We start from the raw sequence: 22,568 nt of genomic DNA, 5'->3' as shown, positions 1-22,568 counted from the left end.
CGCTACCTGGTCGCCAGCTGACGGACCGTGCCGTCCTCGGTGAACAGTTCCCGCAGGGTGAAGGCGAAGCCCCGCTCCTGGGCCAGCGCCACCAGCTTCAGCGCCGCCAGCGAACTGCCGCCCAGCTCCAGGAACGGGGCCTGGGCGTCGACCTGCGCCACGCCGAGCACCTCCGACCACAGCGCGGCCAGTTCGACCTCGCGCGGGGTCTGCGGCGCCACGGGCTCACCGGCCTGGCGGGCCGGAACCGGTTGCGGCGCGGGCACTTCCCGGCCGGGCACGGCCTCGGCGACCAGCCCGGTGAGCTTGCCGACCGAGTCCGTGCCGCCGCTGGCGATGGCCGCCAGCACCTCGCGCAGCGCGCCCATCACGGCGTCCACCGAGGCGGCGTCGAAGTAGGCCGTGTCGTACTCCACCTGGAAGGACAGCTGACCCTCCGCGGTGACGCCGACGGTGAACGGGTAGTTGGTCCAGCCGAAGTTCTCCTCGTGCCGCACCGCGACCCCGGCGTGGGCCTCCCAGCCGATGCCGTGCGGGATGTTCTCGAAGATCAGCAGCGACTCGAACAGCGGGCGCCCGCTGGGCAGGTCGGGGTGCTGCTGGATCAGCGGCAGCGGGTAGTGGTCGTTGGCGCGGGCGTCGACCTGGGTGCGCTGCACCTGGCGCAGCCACGCGCCCAGCGACTGCTCGGGGTCCAGCGGCAGGCGCATCGGCAGGATGTTGACGAAGATGCCGACCATCTCCTCCACCCCGGGCAGGGCCACCGGCCGGTGCGTGATCGTCATGCCGAAGCAGACGTCCTGCCGCCCGCTGATGCCGCCGATGACGGCCGCCCACGCGGCCTGCACCAGGGAGTTCAGCGTCAGCTGGTTGGCCCGCCCGTACGCGGTGAGCTGCTCGGTGAGCTGCTCGCCCATCGGGTACCTGGCCGCGGCGTGCATGTCCTGCCTGCTCGCGGACAGGCCCTGCGGCACCGCGCTGCCGATCGAGGTCGGGCCCTGGAACCCGGCCAGATGGGCCAGCCAGTAGTCGCGGGCCGAGTCGGTGTCCTGCTGGCCCACGTAGGACACGTAGTCGCTGAACGGCCGGGTGGTGGGCAGTTCGGCGGACACGCCGTCCCGCTCGGCCCGGTAGTTCTCCAGCGAGTCGCGCAGCATGAGGAACAGCGACCACACGTCCAGGATCAGGTGGTGGTAGCTCATCACCAGCTGGCAGCGCGCCGGTCCGGTGCGGATCACGGTGAGCCGGAACAGCGGGGCGTGCTCGTAGGTGTAGCCGCGCGCCCGGTCCTCAGCCAGGTGCGCCACCAGGCGGGCGCGCAGTTCGGCCGGGTCCTCGGTGTCGGTCCAGTCCAGCACCACCCACTCCAGCTCGGCCTGCCGCTGCACGACCTGCACCGGGTTGGCCAGCCCTCGGGTGGCGATCCAGATGCGCAGGATCTCGTGCCGGTCCACGACCTGCTGCCAGGCCCGCCGGTACACCTCCAGGTCCAGCTCCCCGGTCAGCGTGTACAGGAACTGCTCCACGTAGACCCCGGAGTCGGGGTCGAGCAGCGAGTGGAACAGCATGCCCTTCTGCATCTCGGTGAGCGGGTAGACCTTCTCGATGCCCGCCGGGTCCTCGGCCAGGCGCAGCATGGCCTCGTGGTCCTCGTGCGTGGTGGCGAAGCCCGTCGGGGTGAAGTCCGTGCCCTGGGCCCCGCTGCGCCGGGCGCCCTCGATGTGCGCGGCCATCTCCGCGACGGTGGGCGTGGCGAACACCTGGGTCGCGGTCAGGCCCAGCCCCTCGCGGTTGGCCCGCGCACTGATCATGAAGCCCTGGATGGAGTCCCCGCCCAGCGCGAGGAAGTTGTCGTGCACGCCGACCCTGGGCACCGACAGCACCTCGGCCCACAACTGGCACAGGCTGGTCTCCAGCTCGGTGCGCGGGGCGGTGTAGTCCTCCACCAGCTCCAGCCGCGAACCCTCCAGTTCGGACAGTGCCTGCCGGTCCACCTTGCCGTTGTGGGTCAGCGGCAGCGCGTCGAGCACCAGGAAGCTCGCGGGCACCATGTACTCCGGCAACCGCCCGGCCAGGTGCTCGCGCAGCCGCGCCGCCGTCGGCGGGGTGCCCGCACAGGTCAGGTGGGCCACCAGCCGCTGGTGGCCGCCGACCCCGCGGCGCCCCGAGGCCACCGCCCCGGTGACCCCGGGCACCTCCTTGAGCCGGGCCTCCACCTCGCCCAGCTCCACCCGGTACCCGGCGATCTTGACCTGGTCGTCCAGCCTGCCCAGCAGCTCGATCCGCCCGTCCGAGGCGATCCGGCTCAGGTCCCCGGTGCGGAAGACCCTGCCCTGCGCGGTGTCGGTGAACTTCGCCGCGGTCAGCTCGGGCAGCCGGTCGTAGCCCTCGGCGATGCCCACCCCGGACAGGCACAGCTCCCCGGTCTGCCCCTGCGGCACCTCACGCAACTGCTCGTCGAGCACGCGCGGGGTCAGCTCGGCCGGGAAACCCACCGGGACGAATCCCTCGTACGCCGTTCCGGGTAAACATTCCCAGTAGGCGCCGTAGAGCGCCTCGGTGAGCCCATACACGTTGAAAAGCCTCGCCGGAAGACCGGTCGCGAAATACTTCTCCGGAAGGTCGCCCGGCATGCCGTCACTGCTGCAGAAGACGTATTTGAGCGAGGTGTTAGCCGTGAATTCGGCACTGTCCAGCATGCCCGACAACAACGCCGGTACCACCATCAACGTGGTCACCCGGCCGCTGTTGACCAGGCTCACCAACCGGTCCGGGTCCTTGTGCTCACCCGGCGGGACGATCACCGCGGTTCCGCCGGACAGCACCGGCCAGAACACCTCGCGGACCAGGTTGGTGATGCTCAGCGTGGTGCGCAGCAGGTGCCGGTCGCCCGGCTCCAGCGGGAACGTGGACTGCAACCAGCGCTGGCCGCTGAGCAACGCGCGGTGGCTGAGCACCACGCCCTTGGGCGTCCCGGTGGAACCGGAGGTGTAGAAGACGAACGCCAGCGCGTCCTCCGGGAGGTCCACCCGGACGAAGCCGGTCGTGGCCTCGGCAAGGTCCTCCACGGCCACGGTGCGCACCCCGGCCGGGTAGCGGGCGCCGAGCAGGGCGCGCTCGGTCAGCACCACCTGGGCCTGCGAGAACTCCAGGATCGCCGAACGCCGCTCGTCGGGGTCCTCGGGGTCGACCGGCACGCAGACCGCGCCGCAGCGCAGCAGCCCGAACAGCGCGGGCAGCAGGTCCAGTGAGCGCGACAGGTGCAGGCCGACCCGGTCACCGGGGCGCACCCCGTGCCCGGCCAGCCCGGCTGCCACCCGGTCGGCGGCGGCGTCCACCTCGCCGTAGGCGGTGCTCGCCTCACCCAGCACGGCGGCGGTCGCCTGTGGTGTGCCCTGGGCCTGTGCGGTCAGCAGATCGTGCAGGAACGGCATGCGGGAAACACCAGCTTCCGGATCGTCGTCACTGACAGGCGCGGACGTGCGAATACAAACGCGAGTCGTACCGAGGACGGAAACTATTGTGACTCCCCAGTCATACCTCGGCTCATATGACGGTACCGGTAACGGGGATCCGCGCAATGCGCCCTTCGGGTGTAGGTCAAACGGCACGACGCCCATTGTTGCCCTACTGGATGCCCATCGGTACCTCGTGGTGGGCGGGCATGTTGTGGCAGGATTCGCGAAACGCGTGCTCGGTCCGGTCAGCGCACCGCTATGTCGATGACCGGGTGCTCTGACGGGTCCAACCAGTCCAGCAGTGTCCTGAGTTCGGCCACCGGTATCGCCACACAGCCCGCCGTCGGCCCGCCGCCCGTGACGTGCAGGAAGAAGGCCGAGCCCGCACCGGGCACGACCGGGCTCCGGTTGTAGTCGATCACGACGGCGTGGTCGTACACGGCACCCGACCTGCCCAGCGCCTCACCGGCCGACTCGTCGAACGGGCACCCGCCCGCCTGGCAGCGCTGGTAGGTGTTGTAGAGCGGGGAAGCCGGATCGGACACCCACCAGTCGGCGGCGTCGATCTCCCGATAGGGCAGCCGGGTTCGCACGGGCAGGTGGCCGAAGCCCTCGGTCAGCGGCCACACCCCGGCCGGGGTACGGGCACTGGACTCGCTCGCGCGGCCGATGCCCTGGCTGCCGACGAAGGCCCGCACCGGGTCCAGCACACGCCGCCAACAGCCCGCGCCGCGCTGCCAGGCGGTCAACACCGCTGTGGTGGCCCGCTCGTGCTCGGCGCGCACGGTGATCACCTGCCCGGCGCGGCCCATGGCGGCAGCCTAGCCCGGGGTGATGAAGCCCGATTCGTAGGCGGTGATCACGGCTTGGGTGCGGTCGCGCGCACCCAGCTTGGTCAGCACGTTGCCCACATGCGTCTTGACCGTCTCCACGCTGACCACGAACTGCTCGGCGATCTCCGCGTTGGACATGCCCTTGGCGATCAGCCGCAGCACCTCGGCCTCGCGGTCGGTCAGCTGCACCCCGCGCAGCGCCGTGTCCCGGTGCGGCGTCCGGTGCGCGGCCAGCCCCCGGATCGCGGCCGGGAACAGCAGCGAGTCCCCGTTGGCCACCGTCCGCACCGCCTGCACGATCTCCGCGGGCCGCGCGCGTTTGAGCAGGAAGCCACTGGCCCCGGCGCGCAGCGCGTCGTAGACGTAGTCGTCGTTCTCGAAGGTCGTCACCACCAGCACCTTCGGCGGTGACTGCATGGTGGACACCAGGTGCTGGGTCGCCTGGATTCCGTCCACCGCGGACATCCGCACGTCCATCAGCACCACGTCCGGCCGCAGCCTGGCCACCACGGCCGCCACCTCGGCCCCGTCGGTGCACTCACCGACCACGCACAGGTCCGGCTCAGCGTCGATGATCGCCCGCAGCCCGGTGCGGATCAGGTCCTCGTCGTCGACCAGGACGACCGTGGTCGTCATGCCCCGGCCCGCAGCGGCAGCCGCACGCAGACCCGCCACTGCCCGTCCTCGGCGCCCGCGCTGAACCGCCCGCGCAGCACGGTGACCCGCTCCCGCATGCCCGCCAACCCCCTGCCGCCGCCGTCCCGGTCCGCGCCGCCCGCGGTGCCGAGCGGGTTGACCAGTTCCAGTTCCAGGTTGCCCAGCAGCACCGCGATGCGCAGCGTCACCGGGACCTTACCGGCATGGCGCAGCGCGTTGGTCAGCCCCTCCTGCACGATCCGGTACGCCTCCCTGGACACCGCGAGCGGAACCGAGGACAGCTCACCGGCCAGCTCCTCGTGCACCGTGACGCCCGCGGACCTCGTGGTGGCCAACAGCTGTGGCAGTTCGTCCAATGTGGGCTGTGGCGCGGTGCTCGTGCTGGCCTCCCGCAGCAGTCCCAGCACGTGGTCCAGGTCCGCCAGCGCCGCGCGGCCCGCCTCCTCGATCGCCAGCAGCGCGCGGTCGGCGAACTCCGGGTCGGTGGCCAGCACCCGGCGGGCCGCACCGGCCTGGATCGTGGTGATCGTCAGCGCGTGGCCCACCGAGTCGTGCAGCTCCCTGGCGAGTCGGTTGCGCTCGGCGAGCAGCGTGGCCTGGCGCTCCAACTCGGCGACGCGCTCACTGGGCGTGGGCCCGAGCAGCGCGGGCACGGCGCGCATGAGCACCACGCCAAGGCCCGCGCCGAGGTAGATCGCGGACACGATCAGCGTGACGCCCAGCAGCGGGATCCAGGCGCTGGACCAGCCGTGCTGGAGGGTCCAGCGGGCCACGCCCACGTCCAGCACCGGCACGTCGGCCAGCGGGGTGAGCAGGAACCCGATGCCGATCGGCACGGCGAACAGCGCCGCCGCGGCCGCCACGCCACCCAGTAGCAGGTGCAGCACGTACCAGGTGGCGGTGCGCCAGCGAACCTCCCAGCTGTAGCCCCCGCCCGTGGGCACCGTGAACGACAAGCCGAGCAGGGCCCGCACCGCGGCGGCCTCGACGATGCGCACGGCGGACAGGAACGCGGTCAGCACCGGGGGCAGCACGAACAGCAACGGGGTGACGATCAGGTACGGCAGCCCGGGCAACTGCTGGTGCAGCACGGTGTTCACGGTCAACTCGATGGCCAGGTAGAAAAACAGCAGGGCGGCGCCCAGCAGCAGGTACACCCAGCGACGGTAGGTGGAGCCGCTGACCAGTGGTCCGAACACCACCCCGAGCCGTGACACCCCGCAATCCTGCCACGCCCCACCACGAGTCCCGCTCACACGCACACGAGTCCCGCTGACCGGCGCGCGAGTCCCGTCCTGGGGCGGCCGAGTCCCGCTCACCGCGGCGGTACCGCCCCCGGCTGGACGGGACTCGGTGTCGGCTGAGCGGGACTCGCGCGCCGGAGGGCGGGACTCAGCTGGTGGTCTTGAGCCACTTGCGGTCGGGGGCGTGCCAGTCGCGCAGCGCGGGCAGCAACTCGGTGACCTCGTCGACCACCAGCAGCGCCTCGCGGAACCCGGCACGGATGAACCCCGTGTCCACCATGTGGTCCACCGCCTTCACCAGCGGCTGCCAGAAGCCCGCCACGTCCAGCAGGGCCACCGGCTTGCCGTGCAGGCCGAGCTGCTGCCAGGTCCAGACCTCGAACAGCTCCTCCAGCGTGCCCGCACCACCGGGCAGCGCCACGAAGGCGTCGGCGGCCTCGGCCATCGCCGCCTTGCGCTCGTGCATGGAGCCGACGACCTCCAGGCGAGTCAGCCCCGAGTGGCCCACCTCCAGGTCGACCAGCGACTGCGGGATGACCCCGTGCACCTCGCCGCCCGCGGCCAGCGCCGCGTCGGCCACCACACCCATCAGCCCGACCCGCGCCCCGCCGTAGACCAGGCCCAGGCCCTCGGTGGCCAGCAGTGTGCCCAGGTCCTCGGCGGCCTGGGCGTACGTCGGGGAGTTGCCCGTTGAGGAGCCGACGAAGACTGCGACGCGCGACAGGGATCCCATGATCGCACCTTAGCGGGCAGCGCGACCAGGACGTGCCATGAAAGTGCCGTTTGAGGCGTTGAACGCCAGGAAGGGCACTTTCATGACGCCTGCCCTGTGAGGGTGGTGCGGATGGCGAGTTCGACCGGGGACGAGCCGTGTGCGATGTCGAACGGGCCCGCGGGCTGCAACGGGGGCTGGGCCATGAACCTGGGGCGGGTGCCGTGGTGCGGCTGGGCGGCGTGCACCAGGAAGGGATGGCACAGGTACACGTCGCCAGGGGAGCCGGTGGCGAGCACGGTGGGCCGGTGGGCGGAGACCTGGTCGACCTCGGCGGCGATGGTGAACGGGGAGGCGCCGGTCTCGCCGAAGCGGGCGAGCACCGGCGGCACGTCCAGGTGCGAGCCGACGCGGATCCTGGTGGGGGCCTCCTGCGGGCCGACCTCGCTGAACAGGAACAGCATCAGCAGCGCCCGCTCGCGCGAGGACACGTTGGCGTGGTACTGCGTGGCGCCCTCGGGCAGGAAGCTGGCCTCGATGTGCCAGCCCGCGTCGTCGGGTTCCTCCTCGTGCGGGAAGCGCAGCGGGAAGGACCCGAGCGAGCGGCGTGGCAGCCACCGGCCGGGCCCGACCAACTCGTCGAACGCGGCGTGCAGCGCCGGGGTGTTGGCCGCCTCGATGAACGGGGGTTCGGTGCGGTCGAACACCCAGTGCACCGGCTTGGTCCACGTGCCGGGGTCCTGGGGATCGCAGCCGGTCTGCCGCCAGAGGATCTCGGCGCAGGCCGACGCGGTGTCCACCGGGAAGGCGCCTTCGACCTTGACGAAGCCGTCCGCGAGGAACTGATCACGCATCGGGCCATGGTGCACGGTGAAACCGGCTGGCGCAGCTCAGTTTTTCGCCGTGACGATCCGCTGGGCGTTGTCCTGGACCCGGCGCAGCAGCGCGTGCAGCATGTCCTTCTCCTGGGCGGAGAACCCGGCCAGCAGGTCCTCCTCGACCCGCTCCTGCACGGCCCACAGCGCCGCGATGGCCTGCTCCCCGTGCCCGGTGATCACCGCCTGTTCCTCGTCGGAGCTCAGGTAGCCCAGTTCGGCCATCGGCGACAGCGCGGCGGCCAACTCCCCCGCGTCCACCCCGAGGTCGCGGCGCAGCTGCGCCAGCGGGGTGGACCGCTCGCAGGCCAGCACCATCAGCAGCACGACCTGGCTGCTGTCCAGGTCGCCGACCTCGCGCAGCCGGGTGTCCAGCGCCTGCCGCACCAGGGCCCCGGCCACGTTGATCTCGCGGCCCAGGGTGTCGCGGATCCGGTCGGTCAACATGGCCAGCACCATCCTCATGCGCAGCTCGTAGATGCTGATGCCGGTCGCCACCCCGACGTTGAGCGATTCCACCGCCCCCGCCATGGGGATCTGCACCACCAGGTCGGCGGCGTCCACAGTGGCCTGATCAACACCCGCGGTCTCGTTGCCCACGACCAGCGCCACCCGGCCGCCCCGCAGCGGCGCCAGCGACTGCAACCGGGTGCCGCGCGGGCTCGTCACCACCACCTGGAACCCCTTGGCCTGCAACGACTTCACCGCCGCCACCGGGCTGTCGAACCGGCGCACCGCGGCACCGAGCACGGCGCCACGCGAGGCGTCGAGCACCCGCCGCGAGCCCAGGTCGGTCTCGTCGTCGGTCAGCACCACGTCGCGCACGCCCAGGGCGCGGGCCGTGCGCACGATCGTGCCGAGGTTGCCCGGGTCGGCGACCCGGTCGCACACCACGGCGAAGTCCCCGTACGGCTCGTCGGCGCCGAGTTCGACGGGCAGCCGCACCACGGCGAGCCAGCTCACCGGCTTGGCGCTGCCAGTGACCTTGCGCAGCAGGCCGTCACGGACCTGGTGCGCGGCGACGCCGGCGGCCAGCAGGTCGGCCGGTGGTGGCTCGGCGCACAGCACGTGGTCCACCTCCGCGCCCGCGGCCAGCACCTGGCGGATCAGGCTCGGACCCTCCACCAGGCAGCGGCCCGCCGCGAGCCGCCCGGCCCTGGTCGTCAGCGCGCGGGCGGCGGCGATCCGCTCGTCCTTGATCGACTCGATCACGCGCCGATCGTGCCATGAAAGTGCCGTTGCTGGCATTCAGCGCCAGCAACGGCACTTTCATGGCATCGCGCTCACGCCTGCAAGCCGCCGTCCACGCGCAGGACGGTGCCGGTGACGTAGGAGGACCTGTCGCTGAGCAGCCAGGCGGCGGCCTGGGCGATCTCCTCGGGGGCGGCCGCACGGCGCAGCGGGGTCCGCGCCGCGATCTGTTCGACGACACCGGGCGAGTGCGACTCCCAGGTTTGGATCATCTCGGTGAGCGTGCTGCCGGGGGCGATCGCGTTGACGCGGATGCCTTCGGGCCCGTAGGTGACGGCGGCGGACTCGGTGAGGCTGTTGACGGCCCGCTTCATCGCGCCGTACGCGGGCAGTTCGGGGTTGCCCATCAGGCTGCCGACGCTGGAGTTGTTGACGATGGCCCCGGTACCCGCGGTGGCGCGGATGGCGGCGACCTCGGCGACCATGGCCAGCCACGGGCCCTTGAGGTTCACGGCGTAGAGGCGGTCGAAGTCGGCCTCCAGCGCCTGGTCCATGGGGCCGGGCGGCGCGATCGTCGCGCCGTTGTTGAAGGCCACGTCGAGGCGGCCGTACAGCAGCACGGCCTGGTCGACGGCGGCGCGCACGCTGTTGGCCTCGGCAAGGTCGCACACGATGTAGTCGGCGGTCCCTCCTGCCGCCCGGATCTCCTCGGTCACGGTCCTGAGCTGGTCCTCGGTCCGGGCCGCGAGCAGCACGCGGGCGCCTTCACGGGCGAACAGCCGCGCCGCGGCGGCGCCGATGCCACGCCCCGCGCCGGTGATGAAAGCGACCTTGTCGGTCAGCAGGCCGAGGCTGTTCACGGTGTTGTTCATGACCTCAACCCTCGAGCGGGCTGGTGGGTGCTAGCCAGGTACCGGTCGTACCTGGCTAGCACCCACCTGTGCTTTCACAATGGGGATGTGGACAGGCAAGAGCTGGCTGCTTTCCTGCGCAGCAGGCGCGAGCGGATCGCCCCCTCCGACGTGGGGTTGCCCGCCGGGCAGCGCAGACGCACGCCAGGGCTGCGCCGTGACGAGGTGGCGCAGCTGGCGTTCATCTCGACCGAGTACTACACGCGGTTGGAGCAGGCCCGCGGTCCGCGCCCCTCGCGGGAGGTGCTGGCCGGTCTTGCCAGGGCGCTGCGCCTGACCGACGCCGAGCGCGCCCACGCCCACCACCTGGCCGGTGTCCCGCCGGGTCCACTGCCCGGGCCCTCACGCCAGGTGCGCCAGAGCATCCTCGACCTGATCAGCCGGTTGCCGCAGGCCGCGGCCATGGTGCTGTCCGCGACGCACGAGGTGATCGCCTGGAACGACCTGGCCGCCGCGCTCATGGAGGACTTCTCGGCGCTGCCCCGGCGCGACCGCAACCTCGTGCGCCGTGTGTTCCTCGGGCCGCGCACAGGGGATCAGCGGATGTACGGGGTGTCCGACGTCGAGGAGTTCGCCCGCACCTCGGCCCAGAGCCTGCGCGCCACCGCGGCCCGCTACCCCGAGGACCCCGAGATCACCGAACTGGTGGACGACCTGCTCGCCGGGAGCGAGGAGTTCCGCCAGCTGTGGGAGTCCCACGACGTGAGCGCCGAGCCCACCCTGTGCAAGACCTTCCAGCACCCGCTGGTCGGAGCGATCACCGTGAACTGCGACGTCCTGCACATCACCGACCGGGACCAGCACCTCGTGATCTACACCACCGCCCCCGGCTCATCCTCCGAGCAGGCGTTGCGACTGCTCTCCGTCGTCGGCACGCAGCGCTTGGACGTTCCTGGTTGACCTGATCCATCCCCGCAGCGCGTCCAGTGCGGGCTCGGGATCGCGCCGACCCACGCCGATCCGGAACCGGTCGGCGGGCACCGGGGTCAGGCGGGAGGCGAACACCTCACCGGGGACCAGCAGTACGCCGACCTCTTCCACGGCGCGGCGGCAGAACTCCGTGGCGCCCTCGGTGCCGAGGTAGCGCGGGAAGCACACGCAGCCGCCCTCGGGCGGGGCGAACTCGAACAGCTCGGCGAACTCCGCGAAGAAGTCCTGGAACACCGGCAGGTTCGCGGCGATCAGCGCGCGGTTCTCGGTGAGGATCCGCTCGCGGGCCTTGATCGCGATCCGGGCGAGCACCTCACTGGGCCCGGCGTTGCAGATCGTCGTGTAGTGCTTGGCACGCTCCAAAGTGGACAGCAACTCCCTGTCCTGGCAGGCGATCCAGCCCACGCGCAGCCCGGGCAGCCCCAGGGACTTGGAGGTCACGCCGACCGAGAGCGCGCGCGGGGAGAGCTCGGCGGCCTGCGGCAGCGTCCTGGCGGGGTCCAGTTCCAGGCCGCGGTACACCTCGTCGCTGAACACGCGCACCCCGCGGGCGTCGCACTCGGCGACCAGGCGCCGGAACTCGGCGGGCTCGACCAGGGCGCCGGTCGGGTTGTTGGGGAAGTTGACGGCGACCAGCACGGTGTTGGGGCGCACCGCGTCCAGGACGGCGTCGACGTCCAACGCCCAGTTCCGCTCGGGGTCCAGCGCCACGCCGGTGACCTCGCAGCGCGACAGCGGCACGGTTTCGGCCGACTGGTAGCCGGGCGTCACCACCACCGCGTGGTCGCCGGGGCCGAGCAGTGCGGTCAACGCCAGGTAGATGGCCTCTTCGGCCCCGGCGAAGCACAGCACCTCGCCCGCGTCCAACCCGGTGTAGCCGCTGGCGATGGCCTCGCGCAGCAGCGGGTCGCCCCAGGTCTCGCGGTAGCCCAGGTCCAGGTCGCGCCACGCGGCCAGGTCCTGTTCGTCGGCCAGGGCCAACAGGTCGGTGACGGTGCGGGTCTGCGCGTCGGAGGCGGTGAGGTGGTGGCGGGCGGTGAACTCCCAGCGGGCGAAGTAGGTCTCCAGCCGGAACTCGGGCAGCACGGTCATGCGGGCGCACCTCCGGAGCGCAACTCGGCGAGCAGGGCGTACAGGGTGGACCGGGACACGTGCAGCGCGCGGGCCACCACGGGCACGGCCTTGCGCACGGTGAACACCCCGGCGTGGTCGAGTTCGGCCAGCACCGCCACGCGGTCGGCGCGGTCCCACTGGTCCACCGGCCTGCCGCGCTCGCGCACGGCGGCGCCGACGGCGAGGTTGATCCGCTCGACCCAGTCGTGTTCGAACAGGGACTCGGGGCGGGCCGTGACCGGTGCGGCGAACGCGCTGAGCAGGGCCACGGCCTGGTCCAGTGGGGTGCGGTCCAGGTTCACGCAGAGCACGGCGGTGGGTCGGCCCGACTCGTCGCGGAGCACGGCGCTGACCGAGGACAGCCGCCTGCCGTCGGGCAGCAGCTTCTCGTACGGCCCGAGCACGTCCTCGCCCTCGGGCAGCTCGCCCAGCAGCGAACGGTCGCCGACGACCCGGCCGGACACCGGGTTCCAGATGCCGGTGATCCGGTCCGTCACGGGGTCGTGCAGCACCACCTCGGCGTGCGGGCCGAGCAGCCGTGCGATCGCCTCGCACACCGTTGACCACATGGCTTGGACACTACGTCCAGACTGGACTGTTTGTCCAACAACTGTCCAACGTCTATCCGCGCTGACGGGCCGCCTCGTAGAGCACCACGCTGCCCGCGGTGGCGGCGTTGAGCGAGCTGGCCGCCCCGCCGATCGGGATCGACACCACGGTGTCGCACGCCTCGCGCCAGGCCGCGCTCATGCCCGCGGTCTCGTTGCCCACCACCAGCAGGGTCGGGCCGGTCAGGTCGTGCCGGTCGACCCGCACGGTGCCGTGCTCGTCGGTGCCGACCACCTGCACCGCCACGTCCTGCGCGCGGACCCAGCCCAGCACCGCGGCGGCCGACTCGGCGCGGACCACCGGCAGGGCGAACAGCGAGCCGGTACTGGCCCGCACCGCCTTGGGGTCGTACACGTCGGCGGCGTGCCCGGACACGATCACGCAGTGCGCGCCGAACGCGTCGGCCGAACGCACGAGCGTGCCCACGTTGCCCGGGCTGGTCGGCCGGTCGAAGACCACGCCCAGGAAGTCCGACGCCACCACGACATCGCCCAGGTCCTCGGCGGGCAGCGCCACCACGGCGATCAGCTCGGGCGCCTGCTCGACCTTGTCCCCCAGTTCCCGCAACAGCTCCGGGTCCATCTCCACGCGTTGGGCGGCCACCCGGTCGAGCAGGTCCCCCGCCCAGCGGGACAGCTTGCGCCCGGACGGGTACAACCAGGCGCGCACGGTCCAACCCTGTTCCACCGCAAGGGTGATCGGCCGGACGCCCTGCACGAGGAACTCCCCGTTGCGCTGCCGCTTGGTGCGGTTGAGTAGCAGGGACTCCCACTGTTGAAAACGCGCGTTGCGGGTACTCACCCTGAGTGCTGACACGGGATGAGCCTTTCAGACGTTTGGGGACGAACATCCACGACCCCCACCAGGGTCTTCGGTCACTAGAATCGGCACCCGTGCCGAGCGACAGCGACCTGCCCGATGCTGGTTTCCGGGCGTGGGTCGCGGTGTTCCAGGCCCAGGCGGCGATGGCCAGGACGCTGGACCGCGACCTCAAGCAGTCGGTGGGCGCGGGCCTGACCTCCTGCGAGGTGCTGTCCACCCTGGGCGCCGCCCCGCAGGGCCGGCTGCGCATGCAGGACCTGGGCAGGCAGGTCTTCCTGTCCCGCAGCGGGATCAGCCAGGCCGTGAACCAACTCGTCAGCCAGGGCCTGGTGGAGCGCCAGTGCGATCCCGACGACCTGCGCTCGATCTTCGCCGTGCTCACCGACAAGGGCCGTGAGGTGCTCAGCCGCTGCGCGCCCGCACTGCATGGTGAGGTGCGCGGCCGGTTCTCCGAGCACCTCACCGAGGCCGAGGCGCGCACGGTGACCGAGGCGATGGGCAAGGTGCTGCGCGCGCTGGGTGAACAGCCCGGCTGAAAACTTTCTCAGCAAGAAAAGTTTCGTGGCGCGCAAGTTTGGCTAGAGTGGGCCGCATGACGGACGTGGACGTGGTGATCGTCGGCGGCGGCCCGAACGGCCTCATGCTGGCGTGTGAACTGCTGCTGGCCGGGCTCGACCCGGTGCTGCTGGAGCGGCTGCCCGAGCGCAGCCGGGAACCCAAGGCCAACGGGCTGGTCGGCCAGGTCGTGCAACTGCTGGACCACCGGGACCTGTGCGGTGCGACCGATCCGCGACCGGTGCCGTTCTACATGTTCGGCGGCCTGCCGCTGGACCTGCGCGAACTGGACCCGAACCCCCTCTACGTGCTGCCCGTGCCGCAGCGCGAACTGGAGGCGGCGCTGGAGGAGCGCGCGCTCTCGCTGGGCGCCCGCATCCGCCGCGGCCACTCGGTCCGCGAGCTGACCCAGGACGCGGACGGGGTGAGCCTCCAGGTCAGCGGCCCGGACGGGGAGTACGAACTGCGTGCGCGGTACGCAGTGGGCTGCGACGGCGGACGCAGCACGGTGCGCAAGGCCGCGGGCATCGGGTTCCCCGGCGTGAGCGGCGCGGAGTCCACCTCGCGCAGCGCCAACGTGCTGCTGCCGCTGGAGCCCGACGGCTCGCTGGAGGTCCCCGGCCACGGCAGGCTCGCGCCGTTCACCTTCCACCGCTTGGACAACGGGGTGTTCATCCACGCCGCGTTCCGGCCGGACGTGCACCTGGTGACGACCATCGAGTGGGGGCCCGAGCCCGAGGACGAGGTGCCGATGACCCTGGCGGAGATGGGCGAGAGCGTGCGGCGCGTGCTTGGCGCGCACGTCCCGATGAACCCCGTGCCGGACATGGACACCCCGCCATTGCTGCGCAGGCTGACCGGGCACAACACCCGGCAGGCCGACCGGTACCGCGAGGGCCGGGTGCTGCTGGCCGGGGACGCCGCGCACGTGCACGCCGGGGTCGGCGGCCCTGGCCTGAACCTCGGTATGCAGGACGTGGTGAACCTCGGCTGGAAGCTCGCCGCCACGGTGCGCGGCTGGGCGCCCGAGGGCCTGCTCGACACCTACCACCGCGAGCGGTACCCGTTGGGTGAGCGGGTCATGATGCACAGCCAGGTGCAGGGCCTGCTGCTCTCCCCGGGCAGTGAGGTCACCGCGCTGCGCACCCTGTTCGGCGAACTGCTCGGCAAGCACAGCACCGTGCGGCACGTCGCCGACCTGATGTCCGGGGCGGAGATCCGCTACGAGATGGGCGGACCCGCACACGAGTTGCTGGGCCGCTGGGCGCCCGCGCTCAAGCTGGACACCGACCGGGGCTCCGTGCGGCTACCCGAACTGATGCGCGGGGCGCGCCCGCTGCTGGTCGACCTGAACGGCTCGCTCGGTGAGATCGCGGCGCCGTGGCGGGACCGGGTCGACGTGGTCGGCGCGCGCTGCGCCGGGCAGGACGCCTCGGTGCTGGTGCGTCCGGACGGCTACGTGTGCTGGGCGGGCACGACCGAGGAGGGGCTGCGGGAGGCGCTGACCCGGTGGTTCGGTCAGCCGGGCGGCTGCTGAAGACCGGCGCCGAACTGGGCCATCGCCTCGCGCAGCAGCGGAACCAGGGGCACCGGTGGGTCGGCGTGCACCCACCTGTCCTGTGCCACCTGGCTCGCGGCCCCGATCGCCGCGGCCACCAGTGCGGGGTACAGGTCGCGCCGCACATCGGTGCCGGTGCGCTCGGCGATCACCTCGGCGAACTCGCGCGAGGCCACCGCCACCGCGCGCAGGACAGCGCCCTGCAACCCGGGATCGGACATCATGACCTTCACCCCGGCCGTCCACTGTGGATCGGGGCTGACGTCCTCCTCGCCGGAGTGGGCCAGCACCGCCTCGGTGGCCGACTGCCACACCGGTTCGTCAGCGGGGCGTTCCCGCAGCGTGGCCAGGATCTGCCGCATCCGGTTGAGGTGCCGCCAGGTGATCGCGTCTGCCTTGCTGGCGAAGTAGTTGTTGAACGTCCGCGAGGACACGCCCACCTCGTTGGCGATGTCCTCCACCAGCACGTTGTCCAGACCGCGCTGCACGGTGAGCCGGACCGCGGCCCAGCTCAGCGCCTCGCGGGTGGCGGCCTTCTTGCGCTCCCGCAGGCCCGGTCCCGACTCCTCCATGGCACTACCGTACGTGGACGGTCACGACCACGGCATGCTGGCTCACTCAACGCTCCGGTACTGGTCAGGCGTCGAAGCGGCTGCGGGAGGCCTCGATGTGACCGAGGTACTGGTGGGTCCAGCCGCACATTCCATCCACCGTTGCCCGCAGGGCCTGACCCGGCTCGGTGAGGGTGTACTCGACCCGCGGCGGCACGGTGGGGTGCACCTTTCGCTCGACCAGGCCGTTGCGCTCCAGCATGCGCAGGTTCTGGGTGAGCATCTTGTGACTGATGCCCTCGACCTCGTTCCGCAACTCGCTGAAGCGCAGGGTGCGCTCGCCGAGAGTCTCGATGATCAGGAACGCCCACTTGTTGGCCACGTCCGAGAAGATCTCCCGCGCCAGGGAGTCCGCGCGCCTCAGGTCCGCTTCCTCGGGTGAGCCCCTGAACTGCTTGATCACCATCAGGTTCCCCAGTCACTGAAAAGTGCGTTCTTCCACGTCAGCAAACACTCTCCTACGGTTCCTGAGTAACCACAAGAGACCACGACGGTCTGGTAGGGAGCAGGAACCATGGCCATCACCCTGGTGAACCCCAACGGATTGCCCACGATCGATGTCTACCGGCAGGTGTCGATCGCCTCAGGGTCGAAGCTGGTCTTCATCGCCGGGCAGGTCGCCTGGGACGCCGAGGGGAGCACGGTCGGCGAAGGCGACCTCGCCGCACAGGTCGAGCAGTGCTACCTCAACATCGGTACCGCCCTGGCCGAGGTCGGCGGTTCCTTCGAGGACGTGGCGAAACTGACCTGTTACGTCGTCGACTGGACTCCCGACAAGATGCCCTCGCTCCTGGCGGGGATCTCCGCGGCGGCCGCGAAGCTGGGCAGCACTCCGGTCCCACCGGCCACGCTGCTGGGTGTTGCGGCACTGGACGTCCCCGAGCATCTGGTCGAGATCGAGGCCACCGCGATCCTCGACTGAACAGTTGCACATCAGGGCCCGGGCACTCGCGGTGTGGTCCGGTTGGGGGCTGTGGCCGGAAACTGGCCACAGCCTGTGGGGCGGGATGGTAAGGCGGGAGGAGGTCTGTGCCTGACGGTGGTGCACCAGCGAGGTGAGGGGTGGGGCGAGGTGTCCCCTGGCTTACGGGCGTTCGCTCGGCTGGTCACGGCGATCGCGGTCGTCACGGCCTACGTCGCACTACAGTTGGCGGTCACCGCTGGCGTGGACCTACGGGCCCGCGACCGCTTCCGCGACGCCCCGACGCGGGCCGCCGCCTTCGTCACCGCGCTGGACCGCTACGCCGACGGGGACGTGTCCGCGCGGGCTGGGATCCGCGAGGGTGACGCGTGGTTCGAGGACAACGCCCCGTCGGGGGAAAGCCGGTCCACGGTCTCCTCCGCCGCCGGCGACGCCCAGGAGGGCAGGATCTCCCTCGCTCACGGGCGTGTCGCCGGGCTGGCGGCACAGGTCGAGCAGGATCAGGCGGCGCTTGACCGGGACCTCGGTTCGTCAGGCATGGTCGCGCTGTGGTGGGCGGTGGCCGCTGGGGTGCTCGTCGTGCCGGCGCTGTGGCTGCGGCATCGGCGCCGGTCGGGTGCGGCGGAGATCGTCGACCTGGTCAGCCGGTTCACCCCGCGTCGGCCATGGTGGCGGCGGCCGGTGTTCCTGGCGGCAAGCGGAGCCGGGTACGGGCTGTTCGCGGCGGGTTTCTTCGCGGTCACCATGGCTCAACGACAGGGCTACAAGCTGCCGGTGGCCACGCAGGTGCTCCTCCTGCCTTGCGGGCTGGCCGCGTTGGGGGCCGGGTTCCTGGTCCTGCGCTACTCCCGGCCGCGTTCGGCGCGCGGCGCGGCCCAGGCCCTGCTGGCCGACGGCCGGGAACCCGTGCTCTACCTGCGTAGCTTCGCCGACGACGACTCCGCGGCCCGGGTCGAGGACGGGGCGCCGGTCAACCTGCATTCGCGGGAGGAGCAGCTCGCGGGGGCGTTGGGCGCGGTCGGCCCCGTGATCGCGGTGGGCAGGCCTGGAGAACCCTTGGCGCACTTGGGGGCGGCGCGGTTCTACCTGCCGCGCGATGACTGGCAGCCCGTGGTGCTGCGGCTGATGGAGCTGTCCCAGCTCATCGTGTTACGCCTGGGGTTGGGCGAGGGGCTGTGGTGGGAGGTCGAGCAGGCCCGCGCATGCCAGCCCGCGCGCAAGCTGGTCCTGCTGGCGCCGGGCGGGCAGCCGGGCGTGGCCGAGCGGCTGAACAGGCTCCTGCCGGTGCCGTCCCAACTGGACCAGGCGACCGCGGGTGATCCCTGGGTCTCCGCGGTCATCGTCTTCGATCCTGAGTGGACGCCCCAAGTACAGCAGGTGGGGGCCAGCACCAAAATCCGGCGAGGTGCGCTCGCGCGCCTCGTGGCTCGCGCCAACGCGCTCGCTCTGACTTCCATGAGTGTGCACACCTCCGCGTACAACGTGGCCCGCGCGATGAAGGCCGCTTTGGCGTCGGTGGGGGTTCGGAAACGGACGATGGCCGTGCGGGCCAACATGGTCTTGCAGGTGTCGTTGTGGAAAGGCCTCATGCTGATCACGGCCCTGGGCCTGCTGGGCTGGCTTGTGTTCCGTGCACTGCAACTGTTCGGCCTCGGATAGCGCCACTCCGACCGCCCGGGCGGGAACAGACCAGCCGAACGGCCGCTATCCCGCCGCCGGGAACAGTCACTTCTCTTACGTGACTGGCCGCTACGCCGAGCAGCCCGCGACGACTGGGAGGAATCATGGACGGTCCACAGCAGGACACGCCGACGGACACGAGCCCAGCCAGCGCGCCACCGCACAGGCCGGTGACCGGCGCGGCCACCGCCGCGACAGTACTGATCTTGTTGGAGCTCGTGCGTGAGGTACTGGTCTCGGTGGGCAACTGGCGCGACTACTTCGTCGTCCACGCCTACCTGGCCGGAACGGCGACGGACGCGGACCTCGATGCCGCCGACTCCGATGTCCTCACGGCGGTGGGGTCGTTGCCGACGCTGCTGGTGTGGATCGGGGGCGGCGTGGCGTTCCTCGTCTGGCTGTGGCGGGCACGGATCAACGCCGAGCTGATGGGCGGTGCCGCCGCGCACCGCCGGTCCCGGGGCTGGGTGGTCGGCGCCTGGATCATGCCGGTGGCCAACCTGTGGTACCCGTACCAGGTCGTGTCGGACATCTGGCAGGCCAGCGCCCCGCAACGGCCCGCCCCCGTCACCCTGGTCAACGCCTGGTGGGCGCTGTTCGTGGCCGGCATGCTCGTCAAGCCGATCCAATGGCGAATGGCCATGCAGGAGGCCACCGAGCAGGACGTGCTGGCCAACGCGAACATGTCCACCGTGCTCACGGTGCTCTACCTGGTGGCCGGCGCGCTGATCATCCTCATCATGAGGCGAATCACCACGTGGCAGACCCACGGGTCTGTCCAGAACGCGGTGTGAGGAATGGGGAGCCCGCACCGCTGTGAACGCGGCAGCCAGGCGCCCCGTGGTCCTGCTCAGCTGATCAGCGCGACGAACCCGGTGACGTAGGCCGCCGCGAAGATGGCGGGCACCCACTGCTCGATGTGGGTGAGCGGGAGGTAGCGTCGCCAGTCGCGGCCCTCGCCCAGTTCCCCCCACTCCGCGCGGGAGTAGGCGAAGGCTGGCAGCCTCTCCTCGAACGCCCCGATCACCGCGTACTTGGCGGAGTTGAGCAGCCGGTACGAGCGCACGATGACGAACCACGCGGCGCACTGGGCGAGCAGGATCACCAGGCCGGCGGCCAGGACCCACACCGAGGTCCCGGCCAGCCTGCCGCCGGCGACGGTGACCAGGACCGCGGCCAGGACGCTGTTGATCGACAGGAAATAGGTGTTGGTGGCGTTGCGGCGGGCGCTGACCCGGTCGGCCATCTCCACGCACAGCTTGTACTGCTCCAACACCGTCGCGCGGTACCGCTCACCGGGCCCAGCGAAGTCGTCGTCGCCGACAGTGGTGTTCCATAACTGGTCTCCGAGGTCGCTCATACCACCATTCTCGTCACAGGCCCGGTCCTGGGCCTCGGCATTGGTCCAACCGAGCCGGGCGGCGGCCAGTCTGAAAAGGGCTCAGCGAACGGGGATGATGACCAGACGCAGCGGCTCTGGGTGGCCGCTGACTCGGCAATGACCGGGGCTGGTGGTCTGGCTGCGAGACGTGGACTTCGCGAACGCGGAGGTCCACGGGATCGACCCGGGCACCGCGACCTGACTGGTCGGCGGCGCCCCGGCTCGACCGGGCGGGTGCTACGGCGTTTCCGGCTTCGGCGCAGCCTGGCGCAGCCGATCGAGCTCGGCCAGCACCCGGTCGAGCTGCGCCTCGGCACGTTCGGCGCGGGCCAGGGTCTGCGCCCTCGCCTCGTTGACGGCGGCGACCCGCTCGCCCGCGATCTGCCGCGCCTCCTCGACGGCCAGGGTCGCCTCGGCCCGCACCGCCGCCAGTTCGGTCCGCGCCCGTGCCTGCTGCTCACCGGCCTGCACCCGGACCGCCGACAGCTCCTCCCGGGCCCGGCCCAGCTCACCCCGTGAGTCCTCGGCCGACTGTTCGGCCCGTTCTGCGGCCACCTCGGCCCGTTCCGCCCGCGCCCGCAGGTCCTCCCGTTCGGCCGCGACCGCCGCGAGCTGCCGTGCGCACTCCGCGCGGATCCGGTCCACCTCGGCCGCCGCGTCCTTGCGCACCCGATCGAGCTCGTCGGCAGCACGCTGTCGCACCTGTTCGGCCTGTTCAGCGGCCTCGGCCCGGACCCGGTCGACCTGTTCGGCGCCTTCCCGTCGCACGGAGTCGATCTCCGCTGCGGCGTGCTCGCGCATGACGGACAGTTCGGTCTCGGCGCGTTCGACCGTGCGGGTCAGCGCCTCCTCGGCCGCCAACCGGGCCTGTTCCGCCTCCCCGGCACGCTGTTCCGCCAGCTCCGCCGCCTCTGCCGCGTCCTCAGCGGCGGCCTCCGCCTGCTGGCCCGCCCGCTCCGCCTCGCGCTGGCCCCGTTCCGCCGCCAGCGTCGCCTGCTCCGCCTCGGCCACCCGGCGAGCCGCCTCCGCCTGCGCGGCCTGCACCTGTGCCTCCGCCACGCTCGGGTCCGACAGGGTGGCCAGTTCGCCCACCGCCTGGCGCAGGGTCTGCGTCAGCTGCTCGGACAGCCCGCGGAACTGGCCGAGCAGTTCGTCAGCCTTGATCCGCGCGGAGGTCGTCGGGCCAGGCTGATTCGTCACGGTGACGATCGCGGCCCCCTGATCGCCCTCCTGGTTGAGCCGCTGCCGCTCGCGCCACGCTCGCCAGCGCACGTGACCAGGCAGATCGCAGTACTCCGACGGCCGTCCCGGGCCCTTGCGGGCCAGTACCGGCCGAGCACAGCCCGGGTAGTTGCAGGTGGCTTCCGTGGTGGTCACGAGCAATATCGTAGCAGTATTAACGTCATTAGTAACGTTACCAACGCTACTCAATCAGATGGTGCTGACTTCCGATAAGTGAACATTATCGGAAGTCAGAATCTGGCCGTGAACGGTCCGGAGAGCCGCCATCGACCACCGAGGACCGCCCACCCCAACCGCCGAAAAACTGGGTACCCCTGACGCGGCCGCCCGGTCCCCCGAGCGCCATGAAGGTGCCGTTGCGGACGTCTAACGCCGCGAACGGCACCTTCCTGACGGCGCCGCGCCTCGTGCTGCCGTGCCCCGCCCCCCGTGCCACGAAGGTGCCCTTGCTGACGCTCAACGTCCTGAACGGCACCTTCATGACGCTCGGCCCGCCGCACGGAAGGGCGGAGCGGGGAAATCGGCGCGACGGGGCCGCTGGGGCGGTGTGATCATGGGCGGGTCGCCGACGAGAGGGTGCCGCCGTGAGTCCTGTGCCAGCCGATGCCACGGTGCTGCACCCGATGCCGGGCCAGGACCGGCTCGTCCTGCTCAAGCCGTTGATCACCAGTGAGCTGATCGAGGTCGGCGAGTACTCCTACTACGACGACCCGGAGCACGCGACGGAGTTCGAGACCCGCAACGTGCTCTACCACTACGGCCCGGACAAGCTCCGCATCGGCCGGTTCTGCGCGCTGGGTGCGGGCACGCGCTTCATCATGAACGGCGCGAACCACCGGATGGACGGGCCGTCCACCTTCCCGTTCCCGATCATGGGCGGTTCCTGGGCGGAGCACTTCGACCTGATCACGGGCCTGCCGGGCCGCGGGGACACGGTGGTGGGCAACGACGTGTGGTTCGGCAACAGCGTGACGGTCATGCCGGGTGTGCGCATCGGCAACGGGGCGATCATCGCCACCGGCTCGGTGGTGGTGCAGGACGTGCCGGACTACGCGATCGTGGGCGGCAACCCGGCGAAGGTGGTGCGCAGCCGGTACCCGGAGGCCGAGGTGGCCAGGCTGCTGGAGCTGGCGTGGTGGGACTGGCCAGCCGAGCACATCACCGAACACGTGCGGACGATCATGTCTGGCACGGTGGACGAACTGGCGGCGATAGCCCCCTGAACTTGCCGCACCGGCAACATTGCACTTTTGGCAAGTTTTGC

Annotated in this window: 22 protein-coding genes; 7 read left to right on the top strand and 15 right to left on the bottom strand. The window is 71.2% G+C overall.

All coding sequences use genetic code 11. From position 1 onward, the window contains the following. Positions 1–2: 2 nt before the first annotated feature. The 8 genes from KALB_RS21265 to KALB_RS21230 form a co-directional block, all read right to left on the bottom strand. Positions 3–3,434 (bottom strand): non-ribosomal peptide synthetase, encoded by a 3,432-nt coding sequence (locus KALB_RS21265; protein ID WP_025357734.1) that lies wholly within the window; start codon positions 3,432–3,434, stop codon positions 3–5. A gap of 269 nt (positions 3,435–3,703) precedes the next feature. After that, the gene (locus tag KALB_RS21260) at positions 3,704–4,270 is read right to left on the bottom strand and encodes a L,D-transpeptidase family protein (protein ID WP_025357733.1); all 567 of its coding nucleotides are present in this window, start codon (positions 4,268–4,270) and stop codon (positions 3,704–3,706) included. Between the two features lie 9 nt (positions 4,271–4,279). Beyond that, a complete protein-coding gene (locus KALB_RS21255) occupies positions 4,280–4,927 on the bottom strand; it encodes a response regulator (protein WP_030109538.1) in 648 nt (215 codons plus the stop codon). After that, positions 4,924–6,165: a sensor histidine kinase gene (locus tag KALB_RS21250; protein ID WP_052360475.1), complete on the bottom strand. Its 1,242-nt coding sequence runs from the start codon at positions 6,163–6,165 to the stop codon at positions 4,924–4,926. Before KALB_RS21250 ends, KALB_RS21255 begins: the two co-directional genes overlap by 4 nt. A gap of 175 nt (positions 6,166–6,340) precedes the next feature. Then, positions 6,341–6,925, bottom strand: a complete 585-nt coding sequence (locus KALB_RS21245; RefSeq protein WP_025357730.1) for an LOG family protein — start codon at positions 6,923–6,925, stop codon at positions 6,341–6,343. Between the two features lie 80 nt (positions 6,926–7,005). Continuing rightward, positions 7,006–7,758, bottom strand: a complete 753-nt coding sequence (locus tag KALB_RS21240) for a phytanoyl-CoA dioxygenase family protein (RefSeq protein ID WP_025357729.1) — start codon at positions 7,756–7,758, stop codon at positions 7,006–7,008. A 36-nt stretch (positions 7,759–7,794) separates the two neighbouring features. Then, positions 7,795–8,991: a TrmH family RNA methyltransferase gene (locus KALB_RS21235; RefSeq protein ID WP_025357728.1), complete on the bottom strand. Its 1,197-nt coding sequence runs from the start codon at positions 8,989–8,991 to the stop codon at positions 7,795–7,797. Between the two features lie 71 nt (positions 8,992–9,062). Then, positions 9,063–9,842 carry an SDR family NAD(P)-dependent oxidoreductase gene (locus KALB_RS21230; protein WP_025357727.1) on the bottom strand — a complete coding sequence of 260 codons (780 nt, stop codon included), beginning with the start codon at positions 9,840–9,842 and terminating at the stop codon, positions 9,063–9,065. Positions 9,843–9,929: 87 nt separating this feature from the next. Between KALB_RS21230 and KALB_RS21225 the strand changes: the two genes are divergently transcribed. Beyond that, a complete protein-coding gene (locus tag KALB_RS21225) occupies positions 9,930–10,781 on the top strand; it encodes a helix-turn-helix transcriptional regulator (protein WP_025357726.1) in 852 nt (283 codons plus the stop codon). Here the strand turns inward: KALB_RS21225 and KALB_RS21220 are convergent. From KALB_RS21220 to KALB_RS21210, 3 genes are read right to left on the bottom strand one after another with little or no spacing between them, the layout of a single operon-like run. Beyond that, entirely contained in the window at positions 10,713–11,903 is a 1,191-nt protein-coding gene (locus KALB_RS21220; protein WP_025357725.1) for an aminotransferase class I/II-fold pyridoxal phosphate-dependent enzyme, read from the bottom strand. The genes KALB_RS21225 and KALB_RS21220 overlap by 69 nt on opposite strands. Further along, complete coding sequence (locus tag KALB_RS21215; RefSeq protein WP_035970468.1) at positions 11,900–12,493, bottom strand: helix-turn-helix transcriptional regulator; 594 nt, start codon at positions 12,491–12,493, stop codon at positions 11,900–11,902. Before KALB_RS21215 ends, KALB_RS21220 begins: the two co-directional genes overlap by 4 nt. A gap of 52 nt (positions 12,494–12,545) precedes the next feature. After that, complete coding sequence (locus KALB_RS21210; protein ID WP_236650304.1) at positions 12,546–13,334, bottom strand: TrmH family RNA methyltransferase; 789 nt, start codon at positions 13,332–13,334, stop codon at positions 12,546–12,548. 92 nt (positions 13,335–13,426) lie between these two features. Between KALB_RS21210 and KALB_RS21205 the strand changes: the two genes are divergently transcribed. Both KALB_RS21205 and KALB_RS21200 read left to right on the top strand, forming a co-directional pair. Further along, on the top strand, positions 13,427–13,891 hold the full coding sequence (locus tag KALB_RS21205; protein WP_025357722.1) for a MarR family winged helix-turn-helix transcriptional regulator: 465 nt from the start codon (positions 13,427–13,429) through the stop codon (positions 13,889–13,891). Positions 13,892–13,947: 56 nt separating this feature from the next. Further along, positions 13,948–15,447, top strand: a complete 1,500-nt coding sequence (locus KALB_RS21200) for an FAD-dependent monooxygenase (protein WP_025357721.1) — start codon at positions 13,948–13,950, stop codon at positions 15,445–15,447. On the opposite strand, the gene KALB_RS21195 is transcribed toward KALB_RS21200, so the two are convergent. Together KALB_RS21195 and KALB_RS21190 are read right to left on the bottom strand one after the other, a co-directional pair. After that, positions 15,429–16,040: a TetR/AcrR family transcriptional regulator gene (locus tag KALB_RS21195; RefSeq protein ID WP_025357720.1), complete on the bottom strand. Its 612-nt coding sequence runs from the start codon at positions 16,038–16,040 to the stop codon at positions 15,429–15,431. The genes KALB_RS21200 and KALB_RS21195 overlap by 19 nt on opposite strands. A gap of 64 nt (positions 16,041–16,104) precedes the next feature. After that, on the bottom strand, positions 16,105–16,485 hold the full coding sequence (locus tag KALB_RS21190) for a winged helix-turn-helix transcriptional regulator (RefSeq protein WP_025357719.1): 381 nt from the start codon (positions 16,483–16,485) through the stop codon (positions 16,105–16,107). Positions 16,486–16,593: 108 nt separating this feature from the next. Here KALB_RS21190 and KALB_RS21185 point away from each other — a divergent pair, with 108 nt between their 5' ends. The 3 genes from KALB_RS21185 to KALB_RS21175 all read left to right on the top strand — a co-directional run bounded on the left by KALB_RS21185 (position 16,594) and on the right by KALB_RS21175 (position 19,475). Beyond that, the gene (locus KALB_RS21185; RefSeq protein WP_025357718.1) at positions 16,594–17,001 is read left to right on the top strand and encodes a RidA family protein; all 408 of its coding nucleotides are present in this window, start codon (positions 16,594–16,596) and stop codon (positions 16,999–17,001) included. Between the two features lie 150 nt (positions 17,002–17,151). Further along, positions 17,152–18,660 carry a hypothetical protein gene (locus tag KALB_RS21180; protein ID WP_025357717.1) on the top strand — a complete coding sequence of 503 codons (1,509 nt, stop codon included), beginning with the start codon at positions 17,152–17,154 and terminating at the stop codon, positions 18,658–18,660. Positions 18,661–18,785: 125 nt separating this feature from the next. Beyond that, positions 18,786–19,475, top strand: coding sequence for a DUF4328 domain-containing protein (locus KALB_RS21175; protein WP_030108602.1), 690 nt, complete (start codon positions 18,786–18,788; stop codon positions 19,473–19,475). Positions 19,476–19,531: 56 nt separating this feature from the next. On the opposite strand, the gene KALB_RS21170 is transcribed toward KALB_RS21175, so the two are convergent. Then, the gene (locus KALB_RS21170) at positions 19,532–20,041 is read right to left on the bottom strand and encodes a RipA family octameric membrane protein (protein WP_025357715.1); all 510 of its coding nucleotides are present in this window, start codon (positions 20,039–20,041) and stop codon (positions 19,532–19,534) included. A 258-nt stretch (positions 20,042–20,299) separates the two neighbouring features. After that, positions 20,300–21,439, bottom strand: coding sequence for a coiled-coil domain-containing protein (locus KALB_RS21165; protein ID WP_025357714.1), 1,140 nt, complete (start codon positions 21,437–21,439; stop codon positions 20,300–20,302). Between the two features lie 488 nt (positions 21,440–21,927). Here KALB_RS21165 and KALB_RS21160 point away from each other — a divergent pair, with 488 nt between their 5' ends. Next, complete coding sequence (locus tag KALB_RS21160) at positions 21,928–22,527, top strand: CatB-related O-acetyltransferase (protein ID WP_042222331.1); 600 nt, start codon at positions 21,928–21,930, stop codon at positions 22,525–22,527. Positions 22,528–22,568: the final 41 nt, after the last annotated feature.

It is taken from the genome of Kutzneria viridogrisea DSM 43870, from assembly GCF_000525635.1.
Taxonomy (GTDB): domain Bacteria; phylum Actinomycetota; class Actinomycetes; order Mycobacteriales; family Pseudonocardiaceae; genus Kutzneria; species Kutzneria viridogrisea.
This window is presented reverse-complemented; position numbering and strand designations above follow the sequence as displayed.